Origin of the sequence: Phycicoccus jejuensis (assembly GCF_000720925.1) — a bacterium.
Taxonomy (GTDB): Bacteria; Actinomycetota; Actinomycetes; order Actinomycetales; family Dermatophilaceae; genus Phycicoccus; species Phycicoccus jejuensis.
On record NZ_JOEE01000001.1, the window covers coordinates 186,060 to 207,589 of the forward strand.

Sequence of the window (21,530 nt, forward strand, 5' to 3'; positions counted from 1 at the left end):
TCGGTCCGCCCGACCCCGGCCGGCCACTCAGGGGCTCAGTACCAGGGCGTCCACGCGGCGTAGACCGTGTTGGTCGCACCGTTGGGGTCGATGATCCCGCGGGCGCGCGCCTTGAGCGGGTCCTTGTCCCAGAGCATCGTCGTGTAGCAGTCCTGCCCGCCCTCGGGCGTGTAGCAGGTGGGCGAGTGCTTGCCGTCGCTGCGCGCGACGTAGCCCTGGGGGACGTACGTCTGGTTCGCGACGGGCTTGACCCCGTGGACGTGGGCCCACGCCGCGTGGCAGTGCACGGAGTACATGAGGTCGACGTACCCCCGGGCGTTGCCGGAGCCGTCGCGGATGATGGTGTGGTAGATGACCTGCTGGTCGGCGCGGCAGCCGACGTCGCGCGGGTGCTTGCCGTTGACGTCGCCGGGGCCGATGGCGGCGAAGGCCGGGGCGGCGGCTCCGACGGCGGTGCCGACGGCGAGCAGTGCGGCGGCCGCGAGGCGGCCGGTCCTGGTGCGGCGGGTCCTTGTCCCACACCATCGTCGACCAGCAGTCCTGGCTCCCGAGCGCGGCGCCGCACGTGGGTGACTGCTTGCCGTCGTTGCGCTCGACCTTCGCGTGCGCGACGTAGGTCTGCCCCTGGTTCGGGCGCGTGGAGTGGGCGTGGGCCCAGGCGGCGTGGCAGTGAACGGAGTACATGAGGTCGACGTAGCCGATCGTGTTGCCGGCGTTGTCGTGGAGGAGCTTGTGGTAGATCGTCTGCTGGTCGGCGCGGCAGCCGGCCTCGGACGGGTGCTTGCCGTTGACATCGCCGGGGCCGATGGCGGCGAAGGCCGGGGCGGCGGCTCCGACGGCGGTGCCGACGGCGAGCAGTGCGGCGGCCGCGAGGCGGCCGGTCCTGGTGCGGGGTGAGCAGCTGGTCGACGGGTGCGTGGTCGTCGGTGAGGACCGGTGAGTCGCCCACCCACGCCTCCAGGGCGACGCCGTCGATGACCACCCAGTCGAGGTCGCGGGCGGCGATGGCCGCCCGCCACCCGGCGACGTCGATCGGTGCGGCGGAAGCGAGCACGACGAGGTTCCCGCCCCCCTCGCCCCGGGTGGCCGCCGGCGTCGCGGCGAGTGCCACGTGGTCGAACACCGTGCCGAGCGTGCGGACCTCGGCCCGGGCGAAGCCCAGCGGCTCGTGGTCGATGAGGTTGGCGGCGTAGAGCCCGTCGTCGGTCAGCACGCGGCGGACGTCGGTCAGCGCCTCGCGCGTCGTCAGGTGCCACGGCACGCTGACGCCCCCGAACGCGTCGCCGACGACGAGGTCGAGCGTGCCGGACCCCACGGCGCGCAGACCGACCCGGGCGTCCTCCACGCGCACCCGCAGGTCGGGCCCGGTCCGCAGGCCGAGGCGCTCGGTGTCGAGGGCGACGACCCCGGGGTCGATCTCGGAGACCGTCCTCACCGTCCCCGGGCGCTCGGCGGCGAGGAACCGCGGCAGGGTCAGGCCGCCCCCGCCGAGGTGGTGGGCGCGGACGGCGCCGTCGGGCAGCTGGCTCGCGGTCGCGGCGGCGAGGGCCTTGACGTAGGCGAACTCGAGCCTCGTGGGGTCGGCGAGGTCGACGGTCGAGTGGCGCAGGTCGTCGAGGACGAGCACCCGCTCGGTCGGCCGCTCGGGGTCGCTCGTGACGACCGCGCAGTGGTACTTCGTCTCGACGTCGCAGCCGCTCGGCGCGAGCGCGGCGCCCAGCCCGCCGACGACCGTGACGACGGCGGCCGTGCCGGCGAGCCCGCGGCGCGACCCCGCCTCGACGACGACTCCGCCGACGACGAACAGCACGCCGAGCCCGACCATGATCCAGGTGACCGGCACCCGCGAGACGAGGACGAAGCCGGTGAGGACCGTGCCGAGGATGGCCCCCGCCGTGCCGAGCCCGGACAGTCGGCCGACGACCGAGCCCGTCTCCTCGAGCGTCGACAGGCGCAGCGCGGTGACGACCGGATGGACCGCCGACAGCAGCGCCCCCGGCACGATGATCGACCCGCCCGCGGCCACGAGGAGGAACGCGCCCCCGGCCAGCCCTGCGGCGCCGCGCACGAGGAACGGCGTCGCGGCGACGACGGCGCCCGACACGACGAGCAGCAGCCCGAGCACCGCCCGGCCGTCGTGCTCGTCGGCCCACCGCCCGCCGAGCCACGACCCCGCCGCGATGGCGGCGAGCGCGAGGCCGATGACGAGCGTGCTCGTCTCGAGGGTGAGGCCGAGGTGCGGTGCGAGCAGCCGCAGCGACACGATCTCGACGACGAGCACCGCTGCGGAGCAGCCGAACACGAGCGCGACGGCCGTGCGCGCACCGATCCGCGGCTCGCGCCGGTCGGACTTCCTCACGCCGACGGGACGTTCGCCTCGAGCTCGGCCAACCACGCGGCGGCGACGGCGTCCGACGGCATCCGCCAGTCACCGCGCGGCGAGAGCGACCCGCCGGCGACGACCTTCGGCCCGTTGGGGATCGCCGAGCGCTTGAACTGGTTCTGGAAGAACCGGCGCAGGAAGACGCCCATCCACTGCCGGATCGCCGGCAGCTCGTGTGCGACGCGGTCTCGCTCGGGGTAGCCGGCCGGCCAGGCCCCGGCGGAGGCGTCGCTCCACGCGTGCTCGGCGAGGAAGGCGATCTTGCTCGGCCGGTACCCCCAGCGCAGGACGTGGAAGAGCGTGAAGTCGTGGAGGCCGTAGGGGCCGATGGTGTCCTGGGTCGACTGGATCTTCTCGCCCTCGCGCGCCGGCACGAGCTCGGGGCTGATCTCGGTGTCGAGGATGGCCAGCAGCGTCTCGTCCGCCCCGGCGTCCCCGAGCTCGCCGTGCGAGACGACCCAGCGGATGAGGTGCTGGATCAACGTCTTCGGAACGCCGGCGTTGACGCCGTAGTGCGACATCTGGTCGCCGACGCCGTACGTGCACCAGCCCAGCGCGAGCTCGCTGAGGTCGCCGGTGCCGAGGACGATGCCGCCGCGCTGGTTGGCGGCGCGGAAGAGGACGTCGGTGCGCAGCCCGGCCTGGACGTTCTCGAACGTCACGTCGTACACCGGCTCGCCGTCGCCGGCGGGGTGGCCGAGGGCCTTGAGCATCTGCGTGGCGAGCGGCCGGATGTCGACCTCCTCCCACTCGATGCCGAGCGCCTCCATGAGCGCGACCGCGTTGCTCTTCGTCCCGGCGCTCGTCGCGAAGCCGGGCATCGTCAGGCCGAGGACGTGGGTGCGGGGCAGGCCGAGCCGGTCGCAGGCCTTGACCGCGACGATGAGCGCGTGCGTCGAGTCCAGGCCGCCCGAGACGCCGATGACGATGCGCGGCAACCGGGCCGGGTCTCCGCCGCCGATCGAGCGCATCCGCTGCTCGAGCCCGGAGACCTGGATGTTGTACGCCTCGTAGCAGTCCTGGGCCAGGCGCGACTCGTCGTCGGGCACGAACGGGAACCGGTCGACGACGCGGCGCAGCCCGAGGTCGCCGGCGGGCGGCCGCAGCCGGAACGGGACGACGCGGAAGCCGGACTCGTCAGCGGCGTACGCGGAGGCGTTGTCGTCGAAGGAGCCGACGCGCATCCGCTCCTGGCGCAGCCGGTCGAGGTCGACGTCGACGACGGTGCGCCGCGGGCCGTCGGGGAACCGCTCGCTCGCGCCGAGCAGCTCGCCGAGCTCGTAGGCCATCGTCATGCCGTCCCACGAGAGGTCGGTGCTCGACTCGCCCGCGCTCGCGGCCGCGTAGAGGTAGGCGGCGTCGCAGCGGGCGCTGGCGCTGCGGGCGAGGAGGTGGCGGTCCTCGGCGCGGCCGACGGTGATGGGGGAGGCCGACAGGTTGAGCAGCACCGTGGCGCCGGCGAGGGCGGCCTCGTGGCTCGGCGGCACCGGCACCCAGAGGTCCTCGCAGACCTCGGCGTGGACGACGAGCCCCGGCACGTCGTCGGCGGTGAAGAGCAGGTCCGGCCCGAAAGGGACCTCGCCGTCGACGTCGGAGCCGGGCCACTGCGGCCGGACGAGGTTCTGGCCCTCCTGCCCGGTGCCCGCGGCGAACCAGCGCTTCTCGTAGAACTCGCGGTACGTCGGGAGGTAGGACTTCGGGGCGACGCCGAGCACCTCACCGCGGTGGATGACGACCGCGCAGTTGTAGAGCCGGTTCGCGTGCCGCAGCGGCGCTCCCACGACGACGACGGGGGTGAGGCCGACGGTCGCCTCGGCGAGCGACACGACCGCGCGGTCGACCGCGTCGAGGAGGACGTCCTGGAGGAACAGGTCGTCGACGGCGTACCCGGAGAGGGAGAGCTCGGGGAAGAGCGCCACCGCCACGCCGTCGTCGTGGCAGGCCCGCACCTGCTCCCCGATGCGCCGCGCGTTCTCCGCGGGGTCGGCGAGGGCGACGGGCAGGGTGCACGCCGCGACCCGGGCGAACCCCTGGGCGTAGACGTTCCGGAACTCCATGACCCGAGGCTAGTCGGCGCGCGCCGCCGCCGGCCGCGGGTCAGTCGGCGAGGACGACCGCCTGCATGAAGCGCGTGGCGGACTCGACGAGCTCGTCGAGGGCGGTGTCGTCGGGGGCCTCGAGGGCGCGCAGGGCGACCTCGTTGAGCCCACCGACGACGCAGACCGCCTCGAGGTGGCTGAGCCGGCGGACGGCCGTGCCGGCCTCGCGGGCCTGGTCGAGCATCCGCAGGAGGGTGTCGGCGTGGCGGTCGACGACCTCCTGCCGGGCCGCGACCCCGCGCTCGCCGATCGTCTGGACGTCGACGACGTGCGCGCGGCCGAGCGCACGGTCCTCGGTGACGTAGGTGAGGAAGGCGCGCGCGGCGTCCTGGAGCTGCACCGTGGCGGGGGTGGCGCCGGGGGAGAGCGCGGCGTCGACGGCGTCCATCAGCTCGCCGCTGCGGGTGCGGTAGAGCGCGAGGAAGCACTCCTCCTTGTCGTCGAAGTGCTCGTAGAAGGTGCGCTTCGAGGTGCCGGCGAGGCGCGCGACGTCGGCGATCGTCGTCGCCGCGAGGCCCTTGTCGGCGACCGCGGCGGCGAGCCCGGCCTCGAGGCGCTCGCGCACCGGTCGGGTGCGGTCGAGGCCCGGGACGGCGGTGGTGGAGGTGCGGCTCATGCTGGTACTGTATCGTACCAACGAAGCCGGTACCAGTCGGTACCACCCGTTCCCAGCCCAGGAGCATCCTCGTGCAGCTCACCGCCGACGCCGTCGCGGTCGCCGGGACGCGCAGTCCCCTCGTGCGGCCGACGTCCTTCACCGCGCCGCCCTCCCACGTCACGCCGGTGGCCGGCGACCCCGGCTACGGCCAGGTCGCCCTCGCCCTCGCCCTCGGCGGCCGGATGCCGGTGGCGGCGGGGAGCGTCCTCCTCGACGGCCTGGACGACGCCGCGCGGCTGCGCCGGCACGTCGCCCTCGTCGACGTCCCCGAGGTCTCCGCCCCCGAGGACGGGCTCGCCGTGCACCACGTCGTCTCCGAGGAGCTCGCCTTCGCCGGACGCCCCTCCGGTCGTGCGGCGGTCGCCGAGTTCCTCGACCGGCACGGCGTGCTCGCCGCGGCGGACGAGCCGTTCGAGCGGCTCGCCGCGCAGGAGCGCGTCCGGGTGCTCACCTCCGCCGCCGCCGAGCGTGCGGCCACCCGGGTCCTCGTCGTCACCAACCCCGATCGCCGCGGCGGTGACCCCCGCCTGTGGTGGCCGATCCTCACGGCGCACGCCGCGTCCGGCCTCACCGTCGTCGTCCAGATGACCCACGCGACGATGCGCCAGCTCGGGCTCGTCGTGCGGGCCGAGCTCGGCTCGACCGAGGAGGTGGCCGCGTGACCGCGCTGCGCCTCGCCCTCACCGAGCTGCGCCGCATCGGCGCCAGCCGGGTCGGCCGCCTCGCGCTCGTCGCGATGGTCCTCGTGCCGTCGATCTACGGCGGTCTCTACCTCTACGCGAACGACGACCCCTACGGCCGCCTCAGCGAGGTGCCGGCGGCCCTCGTCGTCGAGGACGAGGGCACGACCCTCTCCGGCGGCGAGCGGCTCCAGGTCGGCGACCAGGTCGCCCAGGAGCTCCTCGACAAGAAGACCTTCGACTGGGCGAAGGTCAGCCGCCAGCGCGCGGACTCCGGTCTGCGCGACGGCGACTACGACCTCGTACTCGTCCTCCCGAAGGACTTCTCCACCGACCTCGCGAGCAGCGCGACGAACGACCCGCGGCAGGCCCGGCTCGAGATCCGCACGAACGACGCGAACAACTACCTGGCCCGCACCATCGCGAACACGCTCGTCAGCCAGGTCACCGCCTCGGTGGCCGAGCAGGTCAGCAGTACCGCCGCCAGCCGCTTCCTCGAGGGCTTCTCCGACATCCACGCCCAGGTCGTCGACGCCGCCGACGGCGCGCAGCAGCTGGCCGACGGCGCGCAGAAGGCGTCCACCGGTGCGGGCGACCTCGCCGACGGCGCCGACCAGCTGCTCGCCGGGCAGAAGAAGCTCTCCGCCGGCGCGAGCGACCTCGCCGACGGCGCCGGCGCGCTGAGCTCCGGGCTCGAGACGCTGCGTTCGAGCACCTCCTCCCTGCCGAGCCAGACGAAGCAGCTCGCCGACGGTGCGCGGCAGGTGAGCGACGGCGACGCGAAGGTCGCCGCCGCCGGCCGGCAGGTCGCGGACGCCGCCGACACCCTCCTCGGCGACCTCACCGCCACGCGGGGGCAGCTCGCCGACGACCTCGCCGCGGCCGGACTCACCGACGAGCAGGTGCAGACCGTCCTCGAGCGGGTCGACGCCCTCTCCGGGCCGGTCACCGACGCGAACGCGAAGGTCCAGTCGACCGCCGACGACCTCGACGCCCTCGCCTCCGGCGCCGACCGTGTCGCCGACGGCGCCGAGCAGCTCGCCGCCGCGGCGCCGCGCCTCAGCCAGGGCATCGCCGACGCCGCCAGCGGCAGCGCGACGCTCTCGTCGGGCGCGCAGCAGCTGGCCGCCGGTGAGCGGGAGGCGGTCTCGGGCACCTCGCGCCTGGCCACCGGCGCGCACGACCTCGACGACGGTCTCGGCGACCTGTCCTCCGGCGCGACGAAGCTCGCCGACGGCCTCGCGAAGGGCGTCGACGACATCCCCGACCCCTCGGCCGAGCAGCGCAAGGCGATGGCGCAGACGATTGGCAGCCCCGTCGCGGTCGACCGCGACGCCGAGGCCGCCGCGGCCAGCTACGGCGCGGGCCTCGCCCCGTTCTTCATGAGCCTCGGGCTGTGGATCGGCGGGTTCGTCCTCTTCACCCGGATGCGCGCCCTCTCGTCACGGGCCCTGGCCGCCGGGCAGCCCGCGTGGCGGGTGGCCCTCGGGGGCTGGCTCGCGCCGGCGCTGCTCGGCGGGGCGCAGGCGCTCGTGGCCTTCGGCGTCGTCGCGCTCGGTGTCGGCATCGACGTGGCGCACCCGGTCCTGCTGGGGCTGTTCATGGTCGGGGTGTCCGCGGCCTTCATCGCCGTCATCCACGTGCTCATGGCGCGGTTCGGTGTCGTCGGCCAGTTCATGGCCCTCGTGCTCATGGTGCTCCAGCTCGTGAGCGCCGGCGGCACCTTCCCCTGGCAGACCCTGCCGGCGCCGCTGCACCCCCTGCATCACGTGCTGCCGATGGGCTACGCGGTCGACGGCGTCCGGCGGCTCATGTACGGCGGGCCGATGGCGCCGCTCGCGCTCGACGTCGCCGTCGTCGGCGGGTGGGGCCTGGCCGCGCTCGCGCTCGCGGCGCTCGCCGCGCGTCGCGCCGGGACGTGGACCGCGGCCCGGGTCAAGCCCGAGCTCGTCGCCTGACCCGGGCCGCTGCTGCCCGCCCCCGGACGTGGCCGGACCCGCCGGTGGTCACCGGCGGGTCCACACGCGGTCGCGGGGAGGGGGTCCGTCAGTCGGAGTCGCCGCCGCCCTGGGCCGGCTGGGAGCCCACGCCGCTCCAGACGGCCTTGGCCCCCGAGTGGCCGACGAGGACGACGTCGACGGTGAGGCCGACGGCGGCCAGCACCCCGACGACGAGGAGGATGCGCAGCGCCCCCGAGGCCTTGCGCGGGCCGTCCGCGACCTCGCGCGGCGTCCGCTTCCACAGGAGGTAGATCGCCCAGCTGAGGATGGCCACACCGAGGACGATGATCGGGAGGACGTCGCCGAGCTCGGCATGGGCCTCGACGAGCTCACCCTCGCCGACGCGCCGCTCCAGCGCCTCGCCGGACTCCTTGGCGACGAAGCCGCTGATCGCGGTGACGGTGGCGAGCAGGGGGAGGGCGATGCCGATCCGTGCCCGGAGCTTCTCGGAGAGGGCGAAGAGGACGAGCAGGAGCGCCGTCAGCGGCGCGAGGACGACGACCGCGTGCACGACGAAGGCGTGCACGGGGATGCCGAAGATGGTGTCGAACACGGGAGTACCTCCCAGGCAGGGCGTGGCTGATCCACGGGTGTGGACACACTCTGCCGCTCACCGGGGCTCCGGACCGTCAAGAGAGCGTCAAGCCCACCTGAGACTTTCGGGCAGTGTCCGAATGTCGCATCGCCGCAGGTCAGGGGGTGAGCAGGACCTTGCCGGTCGCCCGGCGACCTTCGACGGCCTCGAGGGCCGCGACGACCTCGTCGAGGGCGCGGACCTCGCCGAGCACGGGGTCGACCGAGCCGTCGCGCAGGAGCGGGAGCAGGGCGTCCCACTGCGTGCGCAGGTAGGCGCTGCCCGGACCGGCCGGGTGCGTCCACCACGCACCCCACCCGACCCCGACGAGCGAGAGGTTGCCCAGCAGCAGCCGGTTGACCTTCACCTCGGGGATGGAGCCGGCCGTGAACCCGATGACGAGGTGCCGGCCGCCGGGGGCCAGCGCGCGCAGCGAGTCGGTGAGCCGGTCCCCGCCGACGGGGTCGACGGCGACGTCGACGCCCCGGCCGGCGGTGAGGTCGGCGACGGCCTCCCGGAAGCCGTCGACCGGGAGCACCTCGTCCGCACCGGCTGCCCGGGCCACGTCTCCCTTGGCCTCGCTCGAGACGACGGCGAGCACCCGGGCGCCCCACGCGCGGGCCAGCTGGACCGCCGCGGTGCCGACGCCGCCGGCCGCGCCGTGGACGAGCACCGTCTCGCCGGGCTGCAGCCGGGCGCGCTCGCGCAGGGCGAAGTCGCAGGTCAGGTAGTTCATCGGCAGGGCGGCGCCCTGCGACCACGTCGTGTCGTCCGGGAGCGGGAAGACCATCGCGGGGTCGACGGCCACGGCCTGCGCGAAGCCCCCGAGGACGCAGAACGCCGCGACCCGGTCGCCGGGCGCGTACTCGCTGCCGGCCGGCGCCGAGCGCACGACCCCGGCGACCTCCGACCCCGGGACGAACGGCGGGTCGGGGCGCATCTGGTACTGCCCGCGGGTCAGGAGCACGTCGGGGAAGCAGACCCCGGCGGCCGCGACGTCGACGACGACCTTCCGCTCGGCGCCGTCGGCCTCCGCCGGGTCCGGCAGGTCGACCACCTCCACGGCCTCGGGTCCGTCGAGCCGGGTCACCTGGGCTGCGCGCATCCCGCCATCCTAGGAACGACGGGACGCGGGGCGGCCGCCGTGTGAACACCGGGTGACATCCGGCCCGGATCCGCCGAGCCGGGAATGCCCGGGGCGCCGCGGGGCCTTGCACTCCCCGTGCCCCAGCCCCGACACGCCTCCCTCGCCACGTTCGCCCTCATCCTCGGCGGCATCGCCATCGGCACGACGGAGTTCGTGACGATGGGCCTGCTGCCCGAGATCGCGGACGGCGTCGGGGTCTCGATCCCCACGGCGGGGCACGCCATCTCGGCCTATGCGGCCGGCGTCGTCGTCGGGGCGCCGCTCATCGCCGCGCTCGGGGCGACGCTGCCCCGCAAGGGCCTGCTCGTCGGGCTCATGGTCGCGCTCGCCGTGGGCAACTCCCTCAGCGCGCTGGCCCCGGGCTACGAGACGCTCGTCGGCGCGCGCTTCCTCGCGGGCCTGCCGCACGGTGCCTACTTCGGGGTCGCGGCGCTCGTGGCCGTCGACCTCGCGCCCGCGGGCCGCGCCGGCCGGGCCGTCGGCACGGTGATGCTCGGCATCCCGGTCGCCAACGTCCTCGGCGTGCCGGGGGCGACGTGGCTCGGGCAGACGCTCGGCTGGCGCTCGGCCTACTGGCTCGTCGTCGTCCTCGGCCTCCTGACCGTCGCGCTCGTCCTCGCCCAGGTCCCGCACCTGCCGGGCGACCGCAGCCGGACGGTCCGGTCCGAGCTCTCGGCGCTGACCAACGTCCAGGTGCTGCTGACCCTCGCGGTCGCGGCCATCGGCTTCGGCGGCATGTTCGCGATGTACTCCTACATCGCGCCGACGGTCACCGACGTCACCGGGCTGCCGGCCTCCGCCGTGCCCCTCTTCCTGCTCGTCTTCGGCGCCGCCGGGTTCGTCGGCAACCTCGTCGCCGGACGGATGGGCGACTGGTCGGTGCTGCGCTCGATCGTCATCGGGATGGTCGGGCTCGGGGTCGCCCTCGGCCTCTTCGCCCTCGTCGCGCAGTGGGCCGTGCCGGCGCTCGTCGTGCTCGCGCTCGCGTCGGTCCTCGCGTCGGTGCTCGTCATCAACCTCCAGCTGCGGCTGATGCAGGTCGCCGGCGAGGCACAGACCCTCGCGGCGGCGGGCAACCACGCGGCGCTCAACCTCGCGAACGCGCTCGGCGCCTGGCTCGGCGGCGTCGTCATCGCCCGCGGCTACGGCTACACCGCGCCCTCGTGGGTCGGCGTGGGGCTCGCGGTGCTCGGCCTCGGGGTGCTCGGGGTGTCGGTGCTCCTGCACCGGCGCACCGTCCGCGCCCGGTCCGAGGAGCAGCGCCCGGTGCCGGCCGGGGCGACGACCTCCGCCTGACCGCCCGCAGGATCCTCCGAACGCGTGTGAACCCGCCGGGGGCTCCCGGCGGGTTCACACGCGTTCGCTGCTGGTGGGGCGGCCTCAGGCCGACTTCTGCTCCTGCTCGTCGTCGAGGAACGGGTAGTCGGTGTAGCCCTCGGCGCCACCGCCGTAGAAGGTGTCGGCGTCGGGCTCGTTGAGCTCGGCGTCCTCCTTCCAACGGCGGGGGAGGTCCGGGTTGGCGAGGAAGAGGCGCCCGACGACGACCGCGTCGGCGTGCCCGCCGGAGACGAGCTCCTCGGCGCTCTCCTTCGTCGTCACCTCGGCGAAGCCGGTGTTGAGGAGGAAGACGCCGTCGTGGAGGTCGCGGATGCGGGCGGTCACCTCGGCCTGCGGGTCGGCGAGCACCGACACGTACGCGATTCCGAGGTCGCGGATGCCCTCCATGAACGCCGTGTAGGTGGCGAGCACGTCGGCCGGGTCCTCCTCGGTGGCGCCCTGGATGTTGTGCGCCGGCGAGAGCCGCAGGCCGACCTTGTCGGCGCCGATCGCGTCGACGACGGCGCGGACGACCTCGACGCCGAAGCGGGCACGGTTCTCGGGGGAGCCGCCGTAGCCGTCGGTGCGGTGGTTCGAGCCGGGCGCGAGGAACTGGTGGATGAGGTAGCCGTTGGCGCCGTGGACCTCGACACCGTCGAGGCCGGCCTCGACCGCGCGGCGGGAGGCGTCGACGTACTCGTCGACGACGGAGGGGATCTCGTCCTCGGCCAGCTCGCGCGGCACCGGGTGCGGCTTCATCCCGTCGGCGGTGAACATCTCGCCGGGGGCGGCCAGCGGGCTCGGGGCGACCGTCTCGAGGCCGTGCTTGTTGTCCGGGTGGGCGACCCGGCCGGCGTGCATCAGCTGGACGACGATGCGGCCGCCCTCGCCGTGCACGGCGTCGGCGACCTTGCGCCAACCCTCGACCTGCGCGTCGCTGTGGATGCCGGGGGTCGTCAGGTAGCCCTGGCCGACGGCGCTCGGCTGCGTGCCCTCGGTGATGACGAGGGCGGCCGAGGCGCGCTGGCGGTAGTACTCGACCTGGAGGTCGGTGGGGACGCCGTCCGCGTCGGCGCGGTTGCGGGTCAGCGGCGCCAGCACGATGCGGTGCGGCAGCTCGCCGAAGGGGGTGGTCAGGGGGGTGAACAGGTCGGGCACGGGGTGTCCTGTCTCTCGGGGGTGGGGGCGCGAGCGGCCCGCCTCGTGGGCGGCCGTCCCGTCATCCTGTTGAGGGTTCAACGACCTGCGGGCCCGGCCATTCCCCCGAGACCGGTCGCTGTCGAAGCCTCGAAGTGGGCCCGGCCGGCTCAGAGGTCGCCGGTGAGGAACTGTGCGACGCCGTGGCCGAAGGACCAGTCGGCCGTCGTGTTCTCGACGACCGACACGATGAGGTCGGTGCCGGCGAGGCCGCACTCGGCCCCCAGCCGCTCGGCGAGCCCGGCGTACAGCGCCTGCTTCTGCTCGGTGCTGCGGCCCTGCTGCACGACCTGCACGAGGACGACGTCGTCGGTGCGCTCGAAGCCCAGCCCGGTGTCCTCGACGACGATGCCGCCCGGCTTGTGCTCGGTGATCAGCTGGTAGCGGTCGCGGGGCGGGGCCGCGAAGCGCTCGCGCATCACCTCCTGGACGACGTCGGCGAGGCGGCGGAGCTCGGCGGCGTCGCGCCGGCCCTCGATGACGTGGAGGTGGACGAGCGGCACGGGCTTCTCGTCGGGGTGCGACGGGCGGGACCCCGGCGACAAGGCCGGGTCCGCGGGCGGGGTGTTCCGGGCCGGGACGCCGGCGGTCGCCCGCCCGTACGCTGACCGCATGTCCGCGCCCGTGTCCTGCACCGTCGACGGCGGCATCGCGCAGGTCCGCCTCGACCGCCCCGACAAGCTCAACGCCCTGACCCTCGACTCGCTCGAGGCGCTCGTCGAGACCGCCCGGTCGCTGCGGCGCGACCGCACGCTGCGCGGTGTGGTGCTCGGCGGCGCCGGTGACTCCTTCTGCGCGGGGCTCGACTTCGCGACGGTGCTGCGCGAGCCACCGCGGGTCGCGCGGGCGTTCGTGCCCCGGCCGTGGCGCGGCACCAACCTCTTCCAGGAGGCGTGCTGGGCCTGGCGGCGGCTGCCCGTGCCGGTCGTCGCGGCCGTCCACGGCCACTGCTACGGCGGGGGTCTGCAGATCGCGCTCGCCGCCGACCTGCGGATGACGACGCCGGACGCGCAGTGGTCGGTGCTCGAGGCGCGGTGGGGGCTCGTCCCGGACATGAGCGGGGTGCAGGCGCTGTCTCAGCAGGTGCGCCTCGACGTCGCCAAGCGGCTGACGATGACGGGCGAGGTGCTCAGCGGCACGCGCGCGGTCGAGCTCGGCCTCGCGAGCGAGGTGCACGAAGAGCCGTTCGTCGCCGCGACCCGCTTCCTCGAGGAGGTCGCGACGCGCTCGCCCGACGCGGTCGCCGCGACCAAGCGCATCTTCGAGCGGACGTGGAGCGCCGGCCCGCGCCGGACCTTCGCGCGCGAGCGGCTGGAGCAGGCGCGGCTGCTGGGGCGCGGCAACACGAAGGTCGCCCGGGAGGCCGCGTTCCGGCGCGAGGCGCCCTCGTTCGGGCCGCGCGCGCGATGACGGCCACGACGCAGCGGGCGTCCTGCACGCTCTGCGAGGCGATGTGCGGCCTCGTCGTCACGAAGGGCTCCTCCGGCGCGGTCACCGGCATCCGCGGCGACGACGCCGACCCGCTGTCGCGGGGGCACCTGTGCCCCAAGGCGTTCGCGCTGCCGCAGCTGCAGGACGACCCGGACCGGCTGCGGCGCCCCCTCGTCCGCGGGGCCGACGGCGAGCTGCACGAGACGACGTGGGACGAGGCGTTCCGGCGTGCGGCCGAGCTGCTGGCCGGCGTCCAGCGCGAGCACGGTGACGACGCGCTCGCCGTGTACCTCGGCAACCCGAACGTCCACAGCCTGGGCGCGCTGACCCACCACCCGACGCTCGTGCGGCTGCTGCGCACCCGGACCCGCTTCTCCGCGACCTCGGTCGACCAGCTGCCGCACCACGTCGTCGCGCACGCGCTCTACGGCCACCAGTTCCTCCTGCCGGTGCCCGACATCGACCGCACCGACCTCCTCGTGCTCGTCGGCCACAACCCGATGGCGTCCAACGGCTCGCTGTGGACGGTGCCGGACTTTCCCGGGCGCCGGCGCGAGCTCGCGTCGCGCGGAGGGCGCCTCGTCGTCCTCGACCCGCGGCGCACCGAGACCGCCCGCGTCGCGGATGCGCACCACTTCGTCCGGCCCGGCTCGGACGCCGCGGTGCTGCTGGCCCTCGTCCGGGAGGTGCTGGCCTCCGGCCGGGCGCGGCCCGCGCCGTGGGTCGACGGCGTCGACGCCGTCCGCACGGCCGTCGAGCCGTTCACGCCGGAGCTCGCCGAGCGGGTGAGTGGGATGCCGGCCGAGGCCGTGCGCGCCCTGGCCCGCGACCTCCTCGACGCGCCCTCGGCCGCGGTCCACGGCCGGATGGGCGCCTCGACGCAGGCGCACGGGGTCGTCTGCCAGTGGGCGGTCCAGCTGCTCAACGTCCTCACGGGCAACCTCGACCGGCCGGGCGGCACGATGCTGACGACCCCGGCCGTCGACCTCGTCGGGCGTGGCGTGCTCTCGCCGGGAGGGTTCTCGCGCAGGCGCACCCGCGTCCGCGGGCTGCCGGGGTTCGGGGGCGAGCTGCCGGTGTCGACCCTCGCCGAGGAGATCGCGACGCCCGGCGAGGGACGGGTTCGGGCGCTGCTGACCATCGCCGGCAACCCCGTGTCGTCGACCCCCGGCGGGCACCGGCTCGACGCCGCGCTCGGCACGCTCGACGCCGTCGTCTGCGTCGACTTCTACCTCAACGAGACGACCCGCCACGCCGACGTCGTCCTGCCGCCGACCGGCCCGCTGGAGCGCGACCACTACGACCTCGTCTTCCACCTGCTCGCCGTCCGCGACACCGCGCGCTTCACGCCGGCCGTCCTGCCCAAGGACCCCGGCGGGCGCCACGACTGGGAGATCGCGCGCGACCTCGGCCTCGCGTACCTCCGCGCCCGGGGCGCCGGTCCGCGGCAGCGGCTGTCGCGGGCCGCGGTGGCGCTCGAGGCGCGGCTGCGGACCTCACCGACCCGCCAGCTCGACGTCCTGCTGCGCACCGGTGGCGCGGGCCTGTCGGTGCGCCGGCTGCGCGCGGCCGGGCCCGGTGGGCTCGACCTCGGCCCGCTGCGGCCGCGGCTGCCCGGCCGGCTGCGGACCCGGGACAAGCGGGTCGACCTCGCGACGCCGCTCGTGCTCGACGCGCTGCCCGGGGTGCTCGCGGCGCTCGAGGGTGGCGGTGACGGTGGGCTCGTGCTCGTCGGCCGGCGCCACCAGCGCGACAACAACTCGTGGCTGCACAACGCGCCGGTCCTCACGAAGGGGCGTCCGCGGCACGCGCTGCTCGTCCATCCCGACGACCTCGCGGCGCACGGGCTCTCCGACGGCGAGCGGGTGCGGGTCACGTCGGCGGTCGGCGAGGTGGTCGTCGAGGCGGCGTCCAGCGCCGACGTCATGCCGGGGGTCGTCTCGCTGCCGCACGGCTACGGGCACGCGCGCGAGGGCGTGCGGATGCGCACCGCCACGACGCTGCCCGGGGTGTCGGTCAACGACCTCACCGACCCCGGCGTCGTCGACCCGCTGAGCGGCAACGCGGTCCTCAGCGGCGTCCCGGTCACCCTCGCCCCCGCCCCGGCGCCGGCTACACCGCAGTAAGTGACGCTGCAACGTCACGTACGCCGGCTACACCGCAGTAAGTGACGCTGCAGCAGCGCGTACTGCGGCGTACCCGCGGCGGGACACGGGGCGCGGTCGCCGCTGACCGACCCACAGCCGCCCGCCGACCCCCGACCCATCACGAACGTGTGTGAGATCGCCGGTGATGCCCGGCGATCTCACACACGTTCGCGGAGTCGTCAGGGGGAGTCGGGGGCGTCGGGGGTGAGGGTGACGAGGGCGCGCAGGGCGGCGACGCAGTGCTCGACGAGGGCGTCGCGCCCCTCTGCTCGCTCGGCCGGTGGCAGGGCCGACCACTGGAGGGCGCGGTCCTCGAGGTAGGCGACCCACCCCCGCGCGGCCGGCGCGGCGGCGGCCGGGAGGTCGAGCTCGCGCCGGGCGAGGTCGGCGACGAAGGTCGTCACGGTCTCCATCGGGTCGTCGGGGGCGGCACGCGACAGCTCGGTCCGGCCGCGGACGAGGGCGACGTACCACTCGCGGCGGCGCTTGACCTGGTCGAGGAAGCGCCCGACGACCTGGCGCACCGCCTCTTCGCCGTGCACGCCCTCGTCGGGGGCGACGTTGCGCCGCACCCGTCGACCGGCCGCGGCGACGACGGCCCGGTGGTAGTCGGACTTCGTCGGGAAGTAGTGGAAGAGCAGCCCCCGCGAGACGCCGGCCGCGGCCGCGACCTCGTCGACGGACAGGTCACCGACCGGCCGCTCGACGAACATCCGCAGCCCGATCCCGACGAGCTGGCGGCGCCGCTCGTCGGGCGTCATCCGCACGCGCGCCGCCGTTCCCACGCTATTGAGCATTGCTCAACAGGGGTCTAGGGTCAAGGGCATGGACTTCGCACCGTCCGCCCGCGCCGCCGACCTCGCCACCCGGGTCCGCACCTTCGTCGACACCGAGGTCGCGCCGGTCGAGGAGCGCCTGCTCGCCGACGTCGCGGCCCGCCGGGCGCGCGGCGAGGACCCGTGGCCCCCGACCACCGAGGTCGAGGACCTCAAGGGCAAGGCCCGCGAACAGGGTCTCTGGAACCTCTTCCTGCCGGCCAGCGAGGGCGACGCGTGGGCCGAGCGCTTCGGCACCGACGGCGGGACGGGGCTGACCAACCTCGACTACGCGACCGTCGCCGAGCAGACCGGCCGCTCCACCCTCGCGCCGCTCGTCCTCAACTGCAACGCCCCCGACACCGGCAACATGGAGGTGCTCCTGCGCTACGGCACCTCCGAGCAGCAGGAGCAGTGGCTCGTCCCGCTCCTCGAGGGCCGCATCCGCAGCGTCTTCCTCATGACCGAGCCGGGGGTCGCCAGCTCCGACGCCACGACGATGGCCGCCACCGCCACGCTCGACGGCGACGAGGTCGTCGTCGACGGCAACAAGTGGTGGACGACCGGCGCCGGCCACCCGGACAGCCGGCTCGGCATCTTCATGGGCCTCACCGACCCCTCGGCGCACCGCCACCGGCAGCACTCGATGGTCCTCGTGCCGATGGACGCCCCGGGCGTGCGCGTCGAGCGGATGCTCAGCGCCCTCGGTCACTTCGACGAGCCGCTCGGCCACGGCGAGGTGTCGCTCGACGGCGTGCGCGTCCCCGCCGGCAACGTCCTCCTCGGCCCCGGCCGCGCCTTCGAGATCGCGCAGGGGCGCCTCGGCCCCGGGCGCGTCCACCACTGCATGCGGCTCGTCGGCCTCGCCGAGCGGGCCCTCGAGCTCGCGTGCGAGCGCTCGAGCACCCGGGTCGCCTTCGGCAAGCCGCTGGCGAACCTCGGCGGCAACCGCGAACGCCTCGCGCGGGCGCGCATCGCCATCAACCAGGCGCGGCTGCTCGTCCTGCACGCCGCGTGGAAGCTCGACACCGTCGGCATCGAGGGCGCGCTCTCGGAGGTCAGCGAGATCAAGGCCGCGGTGCCGCAGATGGCGTGCGACGTCATCGACCTCGCGATCCAGCTGCACGGCGGAGCCGGCATGAGCGAGGACTTCCCGCTCGCCGCGGCCTACGCCGGGGCGCGCAGCCTGCGCCTCGCCGACGGGCCGGACGAGGTCCACCTCGGCGTCGTCGCCCGACACCTGCTCAAGCCCTACACCGCCCGAGCCCAGGAGGCCACCCGATGACCCGCCGCGCCCTCGTGACCGGAGGGGCGTCCGGCCTCGGCCGCGCCCTCGTCGAGCTGCTCGTCGCCCGCGGCGACCGGGTGCTCGCCGTCGACCTCGCCGAGGAGCGTCCCTCGTCCGTGCCGGCCGGCGCGGAGTACCGGCGCCTCGACGTGCGCAGCCAGCAGGACTGGGACGCCGCGCTCGCGTGGGTCCGCGAGGAGTGGAGCGGTCTCGACCTGCTCGTCAACAACGCCGGCATCGCGACCGGCGGGCGCATCGACGTCGAGGCGATGGCCGACTGGGAGCGCGTCGTCTCCATCAACCTCCTCGGGGTCGCGCGCGGGTGCCACACCGTCACACCGCTGTTCAAGGAGCAGCGCGCCGGCCACATCGTCAACGTCGCCTCGCTCGCCGGGCTCGTCCACGGCCCGGGGATGTCGAGCTACAACGCGACGAAGGCCGGTGTCGTCGCCCTCTCGGAGACGCTGGGGTTCGAGCTCGGCCCGTGGGGCGTCGACGTCTCGGTCGTCTGCCCGGCGTTCTTCCGGACCAACCTCCACGAGTCGTTCGCCGGCAAGGACACCGCGATGCAGGAGGCCGGGATCCGGCTCATCACGAAGGCCTCGGTCGACGCCTCCGACATCGCTCGCATCGTCCTGGACGGCATCGAGAAGAGGAAGCCGATCATCCTCACCGACCGGATGGGCAAGCAGGCGTACTACGGCAAGCGCTTCCTGCGGCCGCTCTACGACCGGATGATGGTCGGCCAGGCCAAGCGGCTCGCCCGCAAGGCGGGTGCCGACCCGCAGGAGTACCTGCCGTGACCGAGGTCGCCGGGGCCGCACGCGTGCGCGACGAGGACGCCTTCGACGTCGGTGCCGCTGCCGACTGGTTGCGCGAGAACGCTTCCGACGCAGCGGGTCTCGACGGTGACCCCGGGGTGAGGCAGTTCGCCGGCGGGGCCAGCAACCTCACCTACCTGCTGCGCTGGCCCGGGCGCGACCTCGTGCTGCGCCGGCCGCCGTCGGGCACCAAGGCCAAGGGCGCGCACGACATGCGGCGCGAGCACGACCTCCAGGCCGGTCTCGCGGCGTCGTTCCCGCTCGTGCCGACGATGGTCGGGTACTGCGGCGACGAGTCGGTCATCGGCTCGGAGTTCTACGTGATGGAGCGCGTCGCCGGGACCATCCTGCGCAAGGACGTCCCCGACTCCCTCGGCCTCGACCGCGACGCCGTGAAGACGTTGTGCGAGAACGCGGTCGACGTCCTCGTGCGGCTGCACGACGTCGACGTCGACGCCGCCGGGCTGCGCGGCCTCGACCGCGGCGACGGGTACGTCGAGCGGCAGGTCGGCGGCTGGGCCGGCCGGATGCGGCGCGCGCACACCCCGGACGTCCCGGACCACGAGGCGACGATGGCGTGGCTGGAGGCACACCGCCCGGCCGACCGGCCGCACACGTTGATCCACAACGACTTCCGCTTCGACAACCTCGTCCTCGACCCCGACGACCCCACCCGTGTGGTCGGCGTCCTCGACTGGGAGCTCGCCACCGTCGGCGACCCCCTGATGGACCTGGGCTCGGTGCTCGCCTACTGGGTGCAGACCGACGACGACCCGACCTTCTTGGCGCTGCGGCTCCAGCCGACGCACACCCCCGGGATGCTGACCCGCGACGAGGTCGTGGCCCGCTACTGCGCCGCCCGCGGCGTCGAGGTCTCGCCGCGCGACCTGCTCTTCTACGAGGTGTTCGGGCTGTTCCGGCTCGCCGTCATCGCGCAGCAGATCTACTACCGCTTCCACCACGGGCAGACGACCAACCCCGCGTACGGTGCCTTCCGGGACGTCGTCGCCCACCTCGACCAGCGGTGCGCCCGGCTCCTCGCCGAGCGCGCCTGACCCGCAGCACCACCCGACCGACCACGCCCACCACCGACGACGACGAAGGACCGACCGTGCCGACGACGATCATCACCGGGGCCAGTTCCGGCCTCGGGGCCGAGATGGCCCGCCAGCTCGCCGCCCGCGGCTGGGACCTCGGGCTCTGCGCCCGCCGCACCGAGCGCCTCGAGGAGCTGCGCGACGAGATCGTCGAGCGCACCGGGCGCCGGGTCGTCGTCCGCGCCCTCGACGTCACCGACGACGACGCCGTCTTCGAGACGATGCGCGCCTTCCGCGACGACTTCGGCACGATCGACCGCGTCGTCGTCAATGCCGGCCTCGGCAAGGGCGCGCCGCTCGGCACCGGCCGCTACGACGCCAACCGGCAGACCGCGATGGTCAACTTCGTCGCCGCCCTCGCGCAGACCGAGGCCGCGATGGAGGTCTTCCGCGCGCAGAAGCGCGGCCACCTCGTGATGATCTCGTCGGTCTCGGCGATGCGCGGGATGCGCAAGACCGTGACGACGTACGCCGCGACCAAGGCGGGCGTCGCGGCGCTCGCCGAGGGCATCCGCAACGAGATGCTCGGCGAGCCGGACCTCGACATCCGGGTGTCGGTCATCTACCCCGGCTACATCCGCTCGGAGATGAACGAGAAGGTGTCGCACACCCCGTTCATGGTCGACACCGTGCCGGGCGTCACCGCGATGGTCGAGGCCATCGAGAAGGAGAAGGCGCACGCCCTCGTGCCCGCGTGGCCGTGGGTGCCGGTCGGCAAGGCGCTGCGCCACCTGCCGCTGCCCGTCGTCCGAAAGATCATGTGACCGTGGGCGTCGTCGTCCTCAGCCGCCTGCCCGGTGACGCCGTCGAGCGGCTGCGCGCCGAGCACGAGGTCCGCTACCGCGACGAGGACTCGCCGGTGCCGGTCGGTGACCTGCCCGTGCTCCTCTCCGGGGCGCAGGCCGTCGTCGTGACGCTCGGCCACCGGGTCGACGACGCCTTCCTCGACGCCGCCGGGCCGGGCCTGCAGGTCGTCGCCAACGTCGCGGTCGGCTACGACAACATCGACGTCGACGCGTGCCGGGCCCGCGGGGTCGTCGTGACCAACACCCCCGGCGTCCTCACCGACGCCACCGCCGACATCGCCTTCGCGCTGGTCCTCATGGCGACCCGGCGCCTGGGCGAGGCCGAGCGCGAGGTCCGCGGCGGTACGGGCGGCGGCGGATGGGGGATGTTCCACCTGCTCGGGACGTCGGTGCAGGGCAAGGCGATCGGCATCCTCGGGCCGGGTGCCATCGGCCTCGCGACCGCCCGTCGGGCCAGGGCCTTCGGGATGTCGGTCCTGCTGTCCGGCCGGTCGGCGCCCGACCCCGAGGCGGTGGCCGAGCTGGACGCCGAGGTCGTGGGGTTCGAGGAGCTGCTCGAGCGGGCCGACGTCCTGTCGGTCCACGTGCCGTTGTCACCCGCGACCCGTCACCTCGTCGACGCCGCGGCCCTGGCCCGGATGAAGCCCGGCTCCTACCTCGTCAACACCGCCCGCGGGCCGGTGGTGGACGAGGCTGCCCTCGCCGCGGCGCTGGGGTCGGGGCACCTGGCCGGCGCCGGGCTCGACGTCTTCGAGGACGAGCCGCGGGTGCATCCCGACCTGCTCGGGCGCGAGGACGTCGTGCTGCTGCCGCACATCGGCTCGGCGACCGTCGAGACTCGTACCGCGATGGCCGGCCTCGCCGCCGACAACGTCCTCGCCGTCCTCGCCGGCCGGGAGCCGCTGACCCCCGTCCGCTGACCCGCCGCCCGCCGCCCCTCGAGTCGAGTGCGGAAGCGGCGGCCAGGGCTACCGCGAGCGCCCTCGACTCCGGTCACGCCGCGTGTTTGTCGGGGTCGAGGGCGCGGGTGGCTGCTCGGGCGACCACGTCCGCACTCGACTGCGGATGAG

18 protein-coding genes and 2 pseudogenes are annotated in these 21,530 nt (G+C 74.7%); 10 read left to right on the forward strand and 10 right to left on the reverse strand.

The features are described from left to right. Nucleotides 1-35: 35 nt before the first annotated feature. The 5 genes and pseudogenes from IG69_RS23220 to IG69_RS0100880 all read right to left on the reverse strand — a co-directional run bounded on the left by IG69_RS23220 (nucleotide 36) and on the right by IG69_RS0100880 (nucleotide 5,098). Complete coding sequence (locus IG69_RS23220; RefSeq protein WP_084696553.1) at nucleotides 36-470, reverse strand: DUF2690 domain-containing protein; 435 nt, start codon at nucleotides 468-470, stop codon at nucleotides 36-38. A gap of 46 nt (nucleotides 471-516) precedes the next feature. Continuing rightward, a pseudogene (locus IG69_RS23225) lies at nucleotides 517-858 on the reverse strand (DUF2690 domain-containing protein); the annotation flags it as partial. A gap of 100 nt (nucleotides 859-958) precedes the next feature. Next, nucleotides 959-2,395: pseudogene (locus IG69_RS22405) on the reverse strand (fused MFS/spermidine synthase); the annotation flags it as partial. Beyond that, nucleotides 2,356-4,440, reverse strand: coding sequence for an NAD(+) synthase (locus IG69_RS0100875; protein WP_030526299.1), 2,085 nt, complete (start codon nucleotides 4,438-4,440; stop codon nucleotides 2,356-2,358). The pseudogene IG69_RS22405 and the gene IG69_RS0100875, both read right to left, overlap by 40 nt. 40 nt (nucleotides 4,441-4,480) lie before the next feature. Beyond that, nucleotides 4,481-5,098: a TetR/AcrR family transcriptional regulator gene (locus IG69_RS0100880; RefSeq protein WP_051749975.1), complete on the reverse strand. Its 618-nt coding sequence runs from the start codon at nucleotides 5,096-5,098 to the stop codon at nucleotides 4,481-4,483. Nucleotides 5,099-5,169: 71 nt separating this feature from the next. Here IG69_RS0100880 and IG69_RS0100885 point away from each other — a divergent pair, with 71 nt between their 5' ends. Both IG69_RS0100885 and IG69_RS0100890 read left to right on the forward strand, forming a co-directional pair. Beyond that, nucleotides 5,170-5,802: a P-loop NTPase family protein gene (locus IG69_RS0100885; RefSeq protein WP_036828618.1), complete on the forward strand. Its 633-nt coding sequence runs from the start codon at nucleotides 5,170-5,172 to the stop codon at nucleotides 5,800-5,802. Beyond that, the gene (locus IG69_RS0100890) at nucleotides 5,799-7,778 is read left to right on the forward strand and encodes a YhgE/Pip domain-containing protein (RefSeq protein WP_030526302.1); all 1,980 of its coding nucleotides are present in this window, start codon (nucleotides 5,799-5,801) and stop codon (nucleotides 7,776-7,778) included. The genes IG69_RS0100885 and IG69_RS0100890 overlap by 4 nt, the downstream gene beginning before the upstream one ends. A gap of 88 nt (nucleotides 7,779-7,866) precedes the next feature. On the opposite strand, the gene IG69_RS0100895 is transcribed toward IG69_RS0100890, so the two are convergent. Both IG69_RS0100895 and IG69_RS0100900 read right to left on the reverse strand, forming a co-directional pair. Next, on the reverse strand, nucleotides 7,867-8,373 hold the full coding sequence (locus IG69_RS0100895) for a DUF2231 domain-containing protein (protein WP_030526303.1): 507 nt from the start codon (nucleotides 8,371-8,373) through the stop codon (nucleotides 7,867-7,869). 139 nt (nucleotides 8,374-8,512) lie between these two features. Beyond that, nucleotides 8,513-9,499, reverse strand: coding sequence for an NADPH:quinone oxidoreductase family protein (locus IG69_RS0100900; protein WP_030526304.1), 987 nt, complete (start codon nucleotides 9,497-9,499; stop codon nucleotides 8,513-8,515). 117 nt (nucleotides 9,500-9,616) lie between these two features. On the opposite strand from IG69_RS0100900, the gene IG69_RS0100905 reads away from it, so the two are divergent. Further along, the gene (locus IG69_RS0100905) at nucleotides 9,617-10,837 is read left to right on the forward strand and encodes an MFS transporter (protein WP_211250942.1); all 1,221 of its coding nucleotides are present in this window, start codon (nucleotides 9,617-9,619) and stop codon (nucleotides 10,835-10,837) included. 84 nt (nucleotides 10,838-10,921) lie between these two features. Here the strand turns inward: IG69_RS0100905 and IG69_RS0100910 are convergent, their stop codons facing one another. Together IG69_RS0100910 and IG69_RS0100915 are read right to left on the reverse strand one after the other, a co-directional pair. Continuing rightward, entirely contained in the window at nucleotides 10,922-12,016 is a 1,095-nt protein-coding gene (locus IG69_RS0100910; protein ID WP_030526306.1) for an alkene reductase, read from the reverse strand. Between the two features lie 149 nt (nucleotides 12,017-12,165). Next, a complete protein-coding gene (locus IG69_RS0100915) occupies nucleotides 12,166-12,558 on the reverse strand; it encodes a tautomerase family protein (protein ID WP_030526307.1) in 393 nt (130 codons plus the stop codon). A 109-nt stretch (nucleotides 12,559-12,667) separates the two neighbouring features. Between IG69_RS0100915 and IG69_RS0100920 the strand changes: the two genes are divergently transcribed. Both IG69_RS0100920 and IG69_RS0100925 read left to right on the forward strand, forming a co-directional pair. Further along, nucleotides 12,668-13,465 carry a crotonase/enoyl-CoA hydratase family protein gene (locus tag IG69_RS0100920; RefSeq protein WP_030526308.1) on the forward strand — a complete coding sequence of 266 codons (798 nt, stop codon included), beginning with the start codon at nucleotides 12,668-12,670 and terminating at the stop codon, nucleotides 13,463-13,465. Then, complete coding sequence (locus IG69_RS0100925) at nucleotides 13,462-15,612, forward strand: molybdopterin-dependent oxidoreductase (RefSeq protein ID WP_030526309.1); 2,151 nt, start codon at nucleotides 13,462-13,464, stop codon at nucleotides 15,610-15,612. The genes IG69_RS0100920 and IG69_RS0100925 overlap by 4 nt, the downstream gene beginning before the upstream one ends. Nucleotides 15,613-15,812: 200 nt before the next feature. Here IG69_RS0100925 and IG69_RS0100930 read toward each other — a convergent pair whose 3' ends face one another. After that, entirely contained in the window at nucleotides 15,813-16,418 is a 606-nt protein-coding gene (locus tag IG69_RS0100930; RefSeq protein WP_211250943.1) for a TetR/AcrR family transcriptional regulator, read from the reverse strand. Between the two features lie 40 nt (nucleotides 16,419-16,458). Here IG69_RS0100930 and IG69_RS0100935 point away from each other — a divergent pair, with 40 nt between their 5' ends. From IG69_RS0100935 to IG69_RS0100955, 5 genes are read left to right on the forward strand one after another with little or no spacing between them, the layout of a single operon-like run. Beyond that, entirely contained in the window at nucleotides 16,459-17,733 is a 1,275-nt protein-coding gene (locus IG69_RS0100935; RefSeq protein WP_030526311.1) for an acyl-CoA dehydrogenase family protein, read from the forward strand. Then, the gene (locus tag IG69_RS0100940) at nucleotides 17,730-18,539 is read left to right on the forward strand and encodes an SDR family NAD(P)-dependent oxidoreductase (protein ID WP_036828619.1); all 810 of its coding nucleotides are present in this window, start codon (nucleotides 17,730-17,732) and stop codon (nucleotides 18,537-18,539) included. Before IG69_RS0100935 ends, IG69_RS0100940 begins: the two co-directional genes overlap by 4 nt. Further along, nucleotides 18,536-19,612 (forward strand): phosphotransferase family protein, encoded by a 1,077-nt coding sequence (locus IG69_RS0100945; protein ID WP_030526313.1) that lies wholly within the window; start codon nucleotides 18,536-18,538, stop codon nucleotides 19,610-19,612. The genes IG69_RS0100940 and IG69_RS0100945 overlap by 4 nt, the downstream gene beginning before the upstream one ends. Before the next feature lie 56 nt (nucleotides 19,613-19,668). Next, nucleotides 19,669-20,418 (forward strand): SDR family oxidoreductase, encoded by a 750-nt coding sequence (locus tag IG69_RS0100950; RefSeq protein WP_030526314.1) that lies wholly within the window; start codon nucleotides 19,669-19,671, stop codon nucleotides 20,416-20,418. Next, complete coding sequence (locus IG69_RS0100955) at nucleotides 20,415-21,380, forward strand: 2-hydroxyacid dehydrogenase (protein ID WP_425414786.1); 966 nt, start codon at nucleotides 20,415-20,417, stop codon at nucleotides 21,378-21,380. Before IG69_RS0100950 ends, IG69_RS0100955 begins: the two co-directional genes overlap by 4 nt. Nucleotides 21,381-21,530 lie beyond the last annotated feature (150 nt).

Excerpts from the sequence above, each read along its gene's own strand:
- IG69_RS0100875 (WP_030526299.1), bottom strand. The coding sequence starts at position 4,440 with ATGGAGTTCCGGAACGTCTACGCCCAGGGGTTCGCCCGGGTCGCGGCG.
- IG69_RS0100880 (WP_051749975.1), bottom strand. The coding sequence starts at position 5,098 with ATGAGCCGCACCTCCACCACCGCCGTCCCGGGCCTCGACCGCACCCGA.
- IG69_RS0100900 (WP_030526304.1), bottom strand. The coding sequence starts at position 9,499 with ATGCGCGCAGCCCAGGTGACCCGGCTCGACGGACCCGAGGCCGTGGAG.
- IG69_RS0100920 (WP_030526308.1), top strand. The coding sequence starts at position 12,668 with ATGTCCGCGCCCGTGTCCTGCACCGTCGACGGCGGCATCGCGCAGGTC.
- IG69_RS0100925 (WP_030526309.1), top strand. The coding sequence starts at position 13,462 with ATGACGGCCACGACGCAGCGGGCGTCCTGCACGCTCTGCGAGGCGATG.
- IG69_RS0100935 (WP_030526311.1), top strand. The coding sequence starts at position 16,459 with ATGGACTTCGCACCGTCCGCCCGCGCCGCCGACCTCGCCACCCGGGTC.
- IG69_RS0100940 (WP_036828619.1), top strand. The coding sequence starts at position 17,730 with ATGACCCGCCGCGCCCTCGTGACCGGAGGGGCGTCCGGCCTCGGCCGC.